We start from the raw sequence: 11818 nt of genomic DNA on the forward strand, positions 1-11818 counted from the left end.
GAATTTTTTTCTAATACAATTTTTTCATAAAAAAACATCTGCACCATTTTGGTACAGATGTTTTTTACTTATGCCTTTTTCTTAAATAAGTTTGCAATACTTAATGCAAGCCCTCCCCAAATGACTACTATTCCAATAACCATCATCATAATCGCTGATCCACTCATTATGAAACACCTCGATCTTTCCATTCTTTTTCAAGCTTGGCAGAATCCGAATGAATTTGTGCATCCCATTTTTTCAGGCCAATGATTATTGCAACTATGAGGAATGCTGCTGCTATCGACCAACCATACGTTACAACAAACTCAGTCGGATAATCTCCGTAGTTCTTTTTAATATTTTGGATTGTACCATCAATTAGCATATACCCTAACATAAGCGGAGTAATAACGAGTAAACTCACTCTCCAAAACGTTCCTAATTTAATATCAGATACAAAGTTTGCATGATTTTGATAAACTGGTAAACGGCGTAAAATGAGCCCTATCGTAACTACTTCCGCAAGTGCAATTGTAATTAATCCGAAATTATTAGCGAAATAGTCGACAACATCTAAGAACATAAGTCCACCACGTGTTGCAAAAACAAGAGAAACTAACACGAGAAGGGTTCCCATAATTCCAATAGTTTTTTCCCGACTTAAACTGAATTTTTCAGATACAGCGGCAAAGCATACTTCCGCGAGTGAAATAAGTGATGTAATTCCAGCAACCGTTAACGATAAGAAAAATAAAACACCAAACAACGGTGACATCGGCAATTCATTAATAATTTGGGGAAATACTACGAACGCAAGCCCAACGCCAGCACTTGCTACTTTATCAACCGGTACTCCCATATTATTTGCCATAAATCCAAGAGCTGCAAAGACCCCAATACCTGCTAATAATTCAAATCCTGAATTTGCAAATCCAGTAATAAAGGCATTATTTGTTGTATCCGAGTTTTTCGGTAAATAACTAGAATACGTAATCATAATTCCAAATGCTAAAGATAAACTAAAGAATATTTGACCATAAGCTGCAAGCCATACTTTCCCATCAAAAATACGACTCCAATCTGGTTTAAAGAATGCATCTAGTCCTTGCATAGCACCTTCCATCGTCACTGCACGAACGACGATAATAAGGAACATAACAACTAATAAAGGAATAAATATACGGTTAACAACTTCGATTCCTTTTTTAACTCCTTTAAATGCAACGCCAAGCACAATAATCCAAACGAGAGCTAACGGAATTAATACTTCCGGTACAAGTCCTCCAAATTGTCCTGGCTTATCTGCAACATGTAAGTACTCTTTAAATAAAAATGATTGCGTGTCTTTTCCCCACGCTCCAGTAATTGCAAAGTATGTATAGGATATAGACCAAGCAATAATTACTGCATAATATGTTGAAACGATAAATGTTACGCACATTTGCCACCATCCAATAAATTCGGCACGCGGGTTAATACGGAAAAATGTAAGTGGTGCTGAACCACGATGACGATGACCAAGGGCAAACTCAAACGCTAACAATGAAATACCAGTCGTTAATAATGCAAATAAGTACGGTAAAAAGAATGCTCCTCCTCCATTTTCATACGCTGTATAAGGAAAACGCCATATGTTTCCTAATCCAACGGCAGATCCGACCGCTGCGAAAATAAATCCAGCTCTCGTTCCCCATTGTTGCCTCGTTTCCATATTTCCTTCCCCCTTTATGACAAGTTCATACTTGGATTATATTTTAAATTGACTAAATTATCAATAAATTCTGTTAATTTTTGCGAAAATTAACATTTCTCTCCTATTAACGGCACAAAAAAATCGAATAGACAATTATTCGTCTATTCGATCTTTCATCTGTTTTAATATTTTCTTTTCAAGTCTTGAAACTTGTACTTGCGAAATGCCTATGCGCTCGGCTACTTCTGACTGTGTTTGATCTTTATAGTAACGCAAGTATACAATTAAGCGCTCTCGTTCATCTAGTTCTCTAATCGCTTCTTTTAAAGCAATTTTATCGAACCATTTCGTTTCAGATTGATCTGCAATTTGATCTAAAATAGTGATTGGATCTCCATCGTTTTCATATACAGTTTCATGTATAGATGAAGGGGCCCGGCTCGCTTCTTGTGCTAGAACAACTTCCTCTGGCGTTAGTTCTAGTGCCTCTGCCACTTCATTAATCGTTGGAGCCCTTCCGAATTCTTTCGAAAGCTCATCTCTCATCTTTCGAATTTTGTTTCCTGTTTCTTTTAAAGACCTACTAACTTTCACTGATCCATCATCGCGTAAGAAACGTTGTATTTCACCAATAATCATTGGAACTGCATATGTTGAAAATTTCACGTCGAAAGATAAATCAAATTTATCTACCGATTTCAAGAGCCCAATACATCCAATTTGAAATAGGTCGTCTGGTTCGTATCCTCGATTAAGAAACCGCTGTACAACCGACCAAACGAGGCGCATATTACTTTGAACGATTGTATCTCTCGCTTGTTGATCTCCATCTTGACTTTTTTGAATTAACGCTTTTAGCTCGTGGTCCTTTAACTGAGGTTTCTTCTTCTCATTTTTGACCTCTATGTCCATAGGCTATTCTCCTTAATTGCATAGAGCGTTACTATTTGATAAGTATTTTGTCAAATGGATTGTTGTCCCGAAAGATTCGTTTGAAATAACTTCTACTTCATCCATAAAATTTTCCATGATAGTAAATCCCATTCCGGAACGCTCTAATTCAGGTTTAGTTGTAAAAAGGGGTTGTCTCGCTTCATCTAAGTTAAAGATTCCAATCCCTTCATCTCGAATCGTGAGTTTCACCATTGCTTCTTCCAAAATTACAGAAATATAAACAATACCTTCTGCATTTCCTTCGTATCCATGAATAATTGCATTTGTAACCGCTTCTGACACAACTGTTTTAATCTCCGTTAATTCTTCCATCGTTGGATCTAGTTGTGCAATGAAAGCCGCCACTGTAACGCGAGCGAATGATTCATTTTGACTTAATGCTGAAAATTGAAGGTTCATTTCATTTCTCATCTATGCCACCCCCAACGTCGCGAGCGCGTGCGCTTCACTTTCTTCTAAGCGAACGATTTTGAATAAGCCCGACATTTCAAATAAACGCTTAACAGGCGGTGAAATTGCACAAACAACCATTTCTCCACCTAATCCCTTTACGTGTTTATATCGGCCTAATATAACACCTAGACCAGAACTATCCATAAACGATAAGTTCTCTAGGCTCAAAACAATATGATGAACACCATGTGTCTCAATCATATCTGTTACTTTCGTTCGCAACTCTTCAGCCGTATGATGATCTAATTCACCCTCTAGTCTCACACATAGGACGTCACGTTTTACTTCTAATTGCATGGAAAGACTCACACGATTTCCTCCTTATGCTCAAACTTTACTTATTCACATACATAAAGATTTTCGTGATATAAAATAAGAATCCTTCCTGCTGACAAAAGAAGAACTATTTCGTCATAAAGTGAAACCTTTCAGCATTATTCACTTACATACGAATAGAAAAGCGGCAAAATATTTGCCGCTATTTTGATGTTGAAAACATCCCAAAACTTCTTTTAAATAACTCCCACCAGCTCGCTGCAGCAACATCTTCTTTTGCTATAATTGTTTGTTTTAATAAAACATCTTTATCTTTTTTTATAACAAGGGTGCCAAGCGCGTCACCTTTTTTAATCGGTGCTTTTACTTTCTTTTCAGCAATTACTTCTTGTTTTACCTTGTCCATATTCTCGCCCTTCTTCATAAGAAGAGAAACATTATCTGACGCAACTAAATCTACTTTTTCTTTTTTCCCTTTTCCTACTTGAACTGTCTTAATTTTTTCGCCGCGCGTATACAATTTCTTTGTCATATATTGTCCAAATGCATAGTCAAGAAGCTTTGTCACTTGGTTGTTCCGTTCTTTTGATGTTGGTGCTCCCATGACAACTGAAATGACACGCATACCATTTTTTTCAGCCGATGCTGTTAAACAATATTTCGCTTCTGTCGTAAAACCTGTTTTTACTCCATCTACGCCAGGATAAAAACGTACTAGTTTATTCGTATTAACGAGCCAAAACTTTTTATCCGTATCTTCACGTAAATAATCTTCGTACTTACCTGTGTATTTACGAATAAGTGGATACTTCATCAATTCTCTCGCCATTATAGCCATATCATTTGCTGTCGAATAATGGTCTTTGGCCGGAAGACCTGTTGGATTTTGAAAATGTGTATTTTTCAGCCCTAAATCTTTCGCCTTTTTGTTCATCATATTTACAAATCCTTCTTCTGAACCTGCGATGTGCTCGGCTACTGCAACAGATGCATCATTTCCAGATGCAATTGCAATACCCTTTAACATCTCATTTACAGTCATCTCTTCCCCAGGTTCTAAAAAGATTTGCGATCCACCCATTGAAGCTGCATGTTCGCTTGCTCTAACTTTATCGGTCAGTTTTAGTTTTCCTTTTTCAACTTGTTCCATAATTAAAAGCATTGTCATAATCTTTGTCATACTAGCAGGTGGTAATTTTTCATTTGGGTTTTTATCAAATAAAACTTTACCTGTATCTTGCTCAATTACGATTGCTGACGACGCTTGTTCCGCTAACTTCGGCGTTGTTTCTTCTGTTTTCTCCTGCTTCGTTTTTTCAGATTGCGCAAAACTCACTGAAGTTCCAGAAAGCAATAACATGAAACAAACAAGTATTCCAAAAACTCGCTTCATGACTAACCCTCCATTCTATATCAGACCTATTTTTTCCAATTCCCCTTTTTTTAATACCAATTTTTTCTATTATTTTCAGTTGACAAATACATTCGCCCCCTATATTGTATTAAGTGTATTACACATAGTAGTACACTTAATACATATGAGGAAGGAGACATTGCTCTTGCATATTCAACTTGACCCAAGAAGCAACACTCCGATATGGGAACAAATTGTTCAAAATATAAAAGAACTCGTATTGAAAAACATGTTGGCTCCAAGTGATAAACTTCCTTCTGTACGCGAACTCGCTTCTTTACTCGTTATAAATCCAAATACAGTGAGTAAAGCGTATCAAGAGTTAGAGCGACAAGGAATTATTGAAACGTTACGAGGAAAAGGAACATTTGTATCCCAATCGATTACCCCAACATTAGACGAAAGGAAAATCGCTATGGTTGAAAAGCAATTTCATCAATTACTATTAGAAGCCTCTTATCTTGGTATTACGAAAGATAAAATTCATGATTGGATAGATTCATACTATAAAGAGATTGGAGGGAATACGGATGTTGAAAGTGACAAGCTTGAAGAAAACAATTGATAATCAAACAATTTTAGACGATGTTTCTTTCACATTACAAAAAGGTAGTATCGTCGGATTACTTGGAAGAAATGGTGCGGGGAAAACAACTTTATTACGAACGATAGTCGGCATTTTAGACCCAGATGAGGGAACTGTTACATATGAGGATATCGACATTCATAAGAATCCTGAAACGAAACAAAAAATCGTATATGTCCCGGATTCTACTAACATACTGAACGGTTATACAGTAAAAGAAATCGTGAAGTTTTATAAAGCAGTTTATACCGCATTTGATGAACCATATTTCTACGAACTACTAGAACGTTTCAACTTACCAAACAAACGAATTCGTAGTTATTCAAAAGGAATGAAGGCACTGCTTGCCATCATTTTAGCTGTTGCTGCACAGGCAGAATATATTATTTTAGATGAACCAACAAACGGACTTGATCCTATCGTTAAAAGACAGATTTTACAGTTTCTCGTTGGAGAAGTTGCAGAAAAAGAGATTACCATTTTCATATCTACCCATCATTTAGATGAAGTTGAACAAATTGCAGATACAATCATCATATTAAAAGGACATACCGTATCTTCTATTACATCACTAGACGATGCAAAATCACAATTTGCTAAAATTCAAGTTGCTTATGAACGATCATTACCTCAAAAACTAGAAAACTTAAGCAATATTAAAATATTAAATCAAACAGGAAAAGTATATACAATCTTAATTGAGGGAAATGTAGCTACAACACTGGAGAAGTTTTATAAAGAGCAACCTATACTCATTGAAGAATTAACAATGTCACTTGAAGATATTTTTATCACTACATTTGAGGAGGATTCACATGTTTCATAAAGCTTTATGGATGAGGCAATGGAAGCAAGGAAAATATATAATTCTATTATTCTGGTTAACTAGTTTATATCAACTACCTTATAAATATTATCAAGAAGCGCAAATGCAACTAAAACTATCAAAAATGAAGTTTGGTGACTATGCATATTACTACTCCTACTATTTTCAGACATCTGATGGTGCCGTCTTCTTTCAAGGAGCTACTCTAATTGCACTCGCTTGTCTTTTAATTGGATGGGAACGTAATAATCAATCAACTGATTTTCTATTCTCGATGCCTTTTAAACGAAAGGATATTTTTTTTACAAAATGGTGGCTTGGTGTTTTGAATATTATTATAGTACAAATTGTTTGCTGGATTAGCATGTACGGAATAAAGAACATGTCGTTTCACAATGAGTATCAAACCTTTGCTCCGTTCTATAGTTACTTTCTATATGCTACCGTTGTACTTATCGCTATTTATACATTCACCTTATTTATCGGGACTTTTACTGGACATATATTTTCTCAAAGTATTTTAACTATCATTCTATTATTTTTACCATACGGTTTTGGATGGTTAATTTCCGGATTCATTTATTCACACGCACAATGGTCTGTAGATGCAATGGGAGAAATAGAGCTCCATACTCATGAGTACTTACAACATATAGGTATCATTTCACCATTAGAATATTTTTCTATTACTTATGATTACCACCCGATAGAAACATTTGATGACTATGGCAATAAACTTCCCAGTGTATCACAGGACAATCCTACGGAGCGTATTTCTGTACCTTCTCCTTGGACACTATTAACACCATTTTCTTACATCATTACCTTTTTATCAATAGCAACCTTTCTATACACACGTACACCGAACGAACAAAGTGGAAAAATACTATTGTTTCCTAACTTGCAAAAATGGTTCATAATTTGCACTGTTCTATGCTTCGGACTACTTGGTGGTAGAATATTAGGCGGACGAGATGCACTTCTGTCTTATTATGTTGGATTTTTCCTATTCGCTACCATAAGTTACTTCATTTTTACACGTCTATTAAAATTGAAGTTTGCTTTTGTAGGGAAATAAATATGCATTAAGGTGGTGGATACATGTTTCCAAAAGCATCATAGATGTGAAACTATAAACACGGAACAATGACATTAAATAGAAGCTGACGAAAAAGGTATATAATGACAAAAGAAATATGTTATGAATTATTTAACTCTTATATGAACTAAATAAAAAAGGCATTGCACAAGAGCAATGCTTTTTTATTATATATCCCGATCTAAATAAAGAGGTTATTTCACATTCTCTCTCCTATCCCCATACACCATCTCTTCTTTCATCCCAAATCCATCACCATTTTGCACAATTTGCTCTGTCGGTGCAACTACACTTTCGGCAATTTTCCATTCCCCACGCTCTTTTACGAATACTTGTAGAAAATAGTTCATGCCATCTAATTGATATGCATTTTCTTTTTTCACATTATAGTGAATCGCAATGTAGTACACTTGAATGTTTTCTTTCCCTATTTTTGATACGTATTGCGATAGTCTCGGTATATAAAGTGCTGCTTTCTGAAAAGATAGTTGCTTCGCTTTAACAAGCGATGAACTTGTTACATTACGTAATGTGTCCCGATTACGAATATTATCGCTATGGTGGAATAATACTGCGTTTTGCATAGAACGAACCCATAATTTTGAATATAAGACTGTATTATCGTTTTCGATGTACTTCACTTCTTTTCGCACCACTTGGATAGGCGTATCTGCGTACGTGAATGTTTGAAAACAGAAAAAACTACCAAATAAAATGGTAAGTGCAGCAATATATTTCATAATCTTTCCTCCGATCTTTTAATTAAAGTATCGGAGTTTCAAAATATTTTTATTCAAAAGAAAAAGGATAGGAGTGCTTTCGCTTCCTATCCTCATTTATTATAATACGCGGCCAAATAGTTCTAAGACCATTTCTATTTCTTGGTCGCTCCAACCTTTAAATCTCTCTTTATAATATTCTTTACGCACAGCTTCAAGTTTTTCAGTTACTTCTCTTCCGTGCTCTGTAATTTCTAAGTACACGATTCGACGATCTGAATTAGAACGTTTTCTTTCTACTAATCCTTTTCGTACGAGACGATCTGTAACAGCTGTAATATGACTGGAGGTTACGTTTACTTCACTCGCAATTTGCGAAGCCATCTGTGGACTGTTTAAAAATAACGCACGTAATACAGAAAATTCATTATATGGCATATGTTCTGCAAAACGTGTATTAATATCATTTTGTAATAAACGTATCATTTTTCGAAATGATGCAGATAAATCTAAAATCAGCGTTTCTCTTTTTTCGTTCAATAGCCTCGTCCCTTTTTTATCATATTTACACATATTATAATCTATAAATACCTATGTTGTATATGCTTTCTTTCCTCAACATTCTCATTTATGTAACTTTTTTCATATAAATTTCTTTTTTGTTCACACATATACATATAAAAAGGATGGTGATGGAAAATGCAGGGTGGAATGAATCCTTATTTACACAACGTACGCACTGCTAATACTGGTAAAGAAGCTACTATTACTGTACAAGGAGAAGGTGTTGTAAAAGCAAAACCGAATGTTGTTATATTAACACTCGGCATTCGAACAGATGATAAAAATGTAAAACAGGCTCAAGAAGAAAATGCAGTGCAATCCAAACAATTGCTGGATGCACTTAAACAGCTTGGTATTGCCGATAAAGATATAGAGACGATTTCTTATACAATTACTCCTCAATACGAATATGTAAATGATAAAGCATTGCTACAAGGATACCGTGTAGAGCATTTGTATGAAATTACCGTTTTAAATGTACAAAAAGCTGGGGAAGTATATGATATAGCCGTTTCAAATGGCGCAAATGTAGCAAAAGGTTTACGTTTCCGAGTATCTCATCCAAATAAATATTATGAGCAAGCTCTCATTCAAGCTCTGCACCAGGCAGTAGAAAAAGCTCGTGCTATTGCGAGTACATATAATTTAAATATTAATCCTGTTCCCCTCTCATTCGTTGAAGAATCTGCCCAATTACCAAGGGAGGTTACGTCTTATGCTACTTTACATGCGCAAGCAGCTCCACCCATTCAATCGGGAGAATTAGAAATTATTTCAACAATACGGGCAATTTTTACGTATTTATAAATAATTTCATTTATAAGTAAACGTTATCATTTTCCTTGTTGTAAAAACATGATGTTCTGATATAATAAAGGACGGTGAGCTCTTACGAAAGAGATATCACGGGTGGGAGAGGGATATGAAAAAGAAGGTTTAACATGAAAGGAATACTTGAAAGAACATTTAAATTAGGTTTACACGAAACATCACCAAAACAAGAAGTTTTAGCTGGAGTTACGTCATTTTTCACGATCGTATATATTATGATTGTAAATGCGTCAATTTTATCCGATGCTGGCATTCCTCTTGAAGCTGGAATTTTAGCAACTGTTTTCAGTTCATTTGTCGGATGTCTACTCATGGCATTTTGGGCAAATGCGCCTGCTATTCTTGTCCCTGGTATGGGTGTAAATGCATTCTTCACGTACACAGCTGTGCATACGCTTGGACTAACTTGGCAAGAAGCATTAGCTGCTGTCTTTATCTCTGGTATTATTTTTGCAATTGCCGCTTTTACACCAATCGCTCGCGTGCTATCAGTATCAATTCCAAAGTCATTAAAAGAAGCAATTACTGTCGGCATCGGATTATTTTTAGCGTTTATCGGATTGCAAAAAGGTGGTTTAGTCGTTTCGAACCCAAATACTGCTGTTGCAATGGGTAAATTAAGTAACCCTGTCGTTCTTGCGACCGTGCTTACTCTTATCGTTGCACTTGTACTATTTATTCGTAACGTACGTGGAAACTTTTTATGGACGATTGCAATAGGAACTGGTATTGCATGGCTATTTGGCCTTGTTGATACAAGTCAAATCGGAAATAGTTCATTCTCATTCGCTAATTACGGCGATGTGTTTGGAGCTATGTCATTTGGCAAACTTTCTTCCTTACCGTTTTGGATTGCAACATTCTCCTTAAGCATGGTGCTTATTTTTGAGAACATGGGACTTCTGCACGGTTTATTAGAAGATGACCGTAAATTCCCACGTGCTTACCAAGCCAATGCAATTTCAGCAATGACATGTGGTCTATTTGGCACAAGCCCTACCGTATCAACAGTAGAGAGTGCCGCAGGTATTACTGCAGGCGGAAAGACAGGTCTGACGTCTATCGTTACGGGGTTGTTATTCTTTGCATCATTGTTTGCACTTCCGTTTGTCAAACTAATTCCTGATAGTGCCATTGCACCAATCTTAATTATTATTGGCGGCCTGATGATTACAAGCATTCAGCAAATTCCTCTGAACGATTTTTCAGAAGGATTTCCAGCGTTCTTAATTATCGTCATGATCCCGCTCACATATAGTATCGCTGATGGCATTGCGTTCGGATTTATTGCTTACCCTATCTTAAAAGTTGCTCTTGGAAAGCGTAAAGAAGTCGCACCATCTATGTATATCATTACATGCTTATTCTTAGCTATGTTTGTATTACATGCTATTGGTTAAGAAAAAACACCGGGGAAATCCTCGGTGTTTTTTTACTTAAACCATCCTTTTTTATAAAACCAGGCCATCATTCCGCCGCCAATTAATGCCATTAGAAGAAGACAAATAAAATAACTATATTGTCCACCAAGCTCTGGCATATGCGTAAAGTTCATTCCATATACTCCCGCAATAAATGTTAATGGCATGAAAATAGTCGAGAATACAGTTAATGTTTTCATAATGTTATTCATATGATGTGAGTTTAATGAAAAATAACTATCCCGAATATCGGCCGTTAACTCTCGACTTGCCTCAATCATTTCCGTAAGTTTAAGTAAATGATCATGTATATCTTTAAAATAAATCTCATGATCACTTATACCGTAAAAACGAGTGGAATTCAAAATACGATACAATAAATCACGCATTGGAATAATTGTACGTCTTAACTTAGATAAATCTGCCCTAATATCAAATACTTCTTCTAGTACGGCTCCTGCTGTCTCACCTGTTAAATTATCATCAATCGCATTTAAATGATCTTCAATGTAATATACAGGTGCGAAATAATCATCTACAATTTGATCAGTGATCGTATGTGCTACATGTAAAGGTCCTTTCTTAATCCGCCTCTTCTCACCAAGTGTTTTCCATACTCTTTCAATTGCATTATTATGAGAAAAATGGAAAGAAACAATATAGCGATCACTAACAAACAAATCAATTTCATGTGGTTCTAGCCCATCTTCTCCAAACGCATGAAGAACTAAAAAGTTATATCCATCATAAAAATCAACTTTTGGCCTCTGTACATATTCTAGACAGTCTTCAATTGCAAGGGGATGGAACTTAAAATGGTCTTGCAGAATATATGTATACTCTTCTTTCGTTGGCTTATATAAATCTAGCCAATACCATACAATATGGTCTTTCTTTGTTTCTTCTAGAGAAACATCATATAATACTTCATCTGTTTTTGTTACTGCACAAATTCTAATCATAATTTCACCCATTATTATTATAAACAAAAAATAGTAAA

Annotated in this window: 14 protein-coding genes; 5 read left to right on the forward strand and 9 right to left on the reverse strand. The window is 35.6% G+C overall.

The features are described from left to right. Positions 1-68: 68 nt before the first annotated feature. The 6 genes from QCI81_RS07335 to dacF all read right to left on the reverse strand — a co-directional run bounded on the left by QCI81_RS07335 (position 69) and on the right by dacF (position 4751). Positions 69-167 carry a methionine/alanine import family NSS transporter small subunit gene (locus tag QCI81_RS07335; RefSeq protein ID WP_000016826.1) on the reverse strand — a complete coding sequence of 33 codons (99 nt, stop codon included), beginning with the start codon at positions 165-167 and terminating at the stop codon, positions 69-71. Further along, positions 167-1693 (reverse strand): sodium-dependent transporter, encoded by a 1527-nt coding sequence (locus tag QCI81_RS07340; protein WP_029443184.1) that lies wholly within the window; start codon positions 1691-1693, stop codon positions 167-169. The genes QCI81_RS07335 and QCI81_RS07340 overlap by 1 nt, the downstream gene beginning before the upstream one ends. Positions 1694-1828: 135 nt before the next feature. Beyond that, the gene (gene sigF / locus QCI81_RS07345; RefSeq protein ID WP_000350729.1) at positions 1829-2587 is read right to left on the reverse strand and encodes an RNA polymerase sporulation sigma factor SigF; all 759 of its coding nucleotides are present in this window, start codon (positions 2585-2587) and stop codon (positions 1829-1831) included. 12 nt (positions 2588-2599) lie between these two features. After that, complete coding sequence (spoIIAB, locus tag QCI81_RS07350; protein ID WP_001243398.1) at positions 2600-3040, reverse strand: anti-sigma F factor; 441 nt, start codon at positions 3038-3040, stop codon at positions 2600-2602. Next, positions 3041-3391 (reverse strand): anti-sigma F factor antagonist, encoded by a 351-nt coding sequence (gene spoIIAA / locus QCI81_RS07355; protein ID WP_000059135.1) that lies wholly within the window; start codon positions 3389-3391, stop codon positions 3041-3043. It lies immediately after the preceding gene. A gap of 169 nt (positions 3392-3560) precedes the next feature. Then, positions 3561-4751: a serine-type D-Ala-D-Ala carboxypeptidase DacF gene (gene dacF / locus QCI81_RS07360; RefSeq protein ID WP_000831997.1), complete on the reverse strand. Its 1191-nt coding sequence runs from the start codon at positions 4749-4751 to the stop codon at positions 3561-3563. Between the two features lie 166 nt (positions 4752-4917). Between dacF and QCI81_RS07365 the strand changes: the two genes are divergently transcribed. The 3 genes from QCI81_RS07365 to QCI81_RS07375 are packed head-to-tail and all read left to right on the forward strand — an operon-like array spanning position 4918 to position 7262. Then, on the forward strand, positions 4918-5337 hold the full coding sequence (locus tag QCI81_RS07365; protein ID WP_000548027.1) for a GntR family transcriptional regulator: 420 nt from the start codon (positions 4918-4920) through the stop codon (positions 5335-5337). After that, positions 5303-6184 (forward strand): ABC transporter ATP-binding protein, encoded by an 882-nt coding sequence (locus tag QCI81_RS07370; RefSeq protein WP_071729735.1) that lies wholly within the window; start codon positions 5303-5305, stop codon positions 6182-6184. The genes QCI81_RS07365 and QCI81_RS07370 overlap by 35 nt, the downstream gene beginning before the upstream one ends. After that, positions 6174-7262 carry an ABC-2 transporter permease gene (locus tag QCI81_RS07375; protein ID WP_071729733.1) on the forward strand — a complete coding sequence of 363 codons (1089 nt, stop codon included), beginning with the start codon at positions 6174-6176 and terminating at the stop codon, positions 7260-7262. The genes QCI81_RS07370 and QCI81_RS07375 overlap by 11 nt, the downstream gene beginning before the upstream one ends. A gap of 215 nt (positions 7263-7477) precedes the next feature. Here QCI81_RS07375 and QCI81_RS07380 read toward each other — a convergent pair whose 3' ends face one another. Together QCI81_RS07380 and QCI81_RS07385 are read right to left on the reverse strand one after the other, a co-directional pair. Next, positions 7478-8023, reverse strand: coding sequence for a hypothetical protein (locus tag QCI81_RS07380; RefSeq protein WP_000873787.1), 546 nt, complete (start codon positions 8021-8023; stop codon positions 7478-7480). A 99-nt stretch (positions 8024-8122) separates the two neighbouring features. Then, on the reverse strand, positions 8123-8542 hold the full coding sequence (locus QCI81_RS07385) for a MarR family winged helix-turn-helix transcriptional regulator (RefSeq protein WP_001003307.1): 420 nt from the start codon (positions 8540-8542) through the stop codon (positions 8123-8125). 159 nt (positions 8543-8701) lie between these two features. On the opposite strand from QCI81_RS07385, the gene QCI81_RS07390 reads away from it, so the two are divergent. After that, complete coding sequence (locus QCI81_RS07390) at positions 8702-9373, forward strand: SIMPL domain-containing protein (RefSeq protein ID WP_001161449.1); 672 nt, start codon at positions 8702-8704, stop codon at positions 9371-9373. A 134-nt stretch (positions 9374-9507) separates the two neighbouring features. Next, positions 9508-10797, forward strand: coding sequence for an NCS2 family permease (locus tag QCI81_RS07395; RefSeq protein ID WP_000676248.1), 1290 nt, complete (start codon positions 9508-9510; stop codon positions 10795-10797). A gap of 32 nt (positions 10798-10829) precedes the next feature. Here the strand turns inward: QCI81_RS07395 and corA are convergent, their stop codons facing one another. Next, a complete protein-coding gene (gene corA / locus QCI81_RS07400; protein ID WP_002026281.1) occupies positions 10830-11792 on the reverse strand; it encodes a magnesium/cobalt transporter CorA in 963 nt (320 codons plus the stop codon). Between the last annotated feature and the right edge of the window lie 26 nt (positions 11793-11818).

The organism is Bacillus cereus group sp. MG20 (assembly GCF_040459885.1).
GTDB classification, from domain to species: Bacteria; Bacillota; Bacilli; order Bacillales; family Bacillaceae_G; genus Bacillus_A; species Bacillus_A cereus.

Bases quoted from the DNA above. Each gene is read 5' to 3' on its own strand.
- QCI81_RS07335 (WP_000016826.1), bottom strand. From the start codon at position 167: ATGAGTGGATCAGCGATTATGATGATGGTTATTGGAATAGTAGTCATT.
- QCI81_RS07340 (WP_029443184.1), bottom strand. From the start codon at position 1,693: ATGGAAACGAGGCAACAATGGGGAACGAGAGCTGGATTTATTTTCGCA.
- sigF (WP_000350729.1), bottom strand. From the start codon at position 2,587: ATGGACATAGAGGTCAAAAATGAGAAGAAGAAACCTCAGTTAAAGGAC.
- spoIIAB (WP_001243398.1), bottom strand. From the start codon at position 3,040: ATGAGAAATGAAATGAACCTTCAATTTTCAGCATTAAGTCAAAATGAA.
- dacF (WP_000831997.1), bottom strand. From the start codon at position 4,751: ATGAAGCGAGTTTTTGGAATACTTGTTTGTTTCATGTTATTGCTTTCT.
- QCI81_RS07370 (WP_071729735.1), top strand. From the start codon at position 5,303: ATGTTGAAAGTGACAAGCTTGAAGAAAACAATTGATAATCAAACAATT.
- QCI81_RS07375 (WP_071729733.1), top strand. From the start codon at position 6,174: ATGTTTCATAAAGCTTTATGGATGAGGCAATGGAAGCAAGGAAAATAT.
- QCI81_RS07380 (WP_000873787.1), bottom strand. From the start codon at position 8,023: ATGAAATATATTGCTGCACTTACCATTTTATTTGGTAGTTTTTTCTGT.
- QCI81_RS07390 (WP_001161449.1), top strand. From the start codon at position 8,702: ATGCAGGGTGGAATGAATCCTTATTTACACAACGTACGCACTGCTAAT.
- QCI81_RS07395 (WP_000676248.1), top strand. From the start codon at position 9,508: ATGAAAGGAATACTTGAAAGAACATTTAAATTAGGTTTACACGAAACA.
- corA (WP_002026281.1), bottom strand. From the start codon at position 11,792: ATGGGTGAAATTATGATTAGAATTTGTGCAGTAACAAAAACAGATGAA.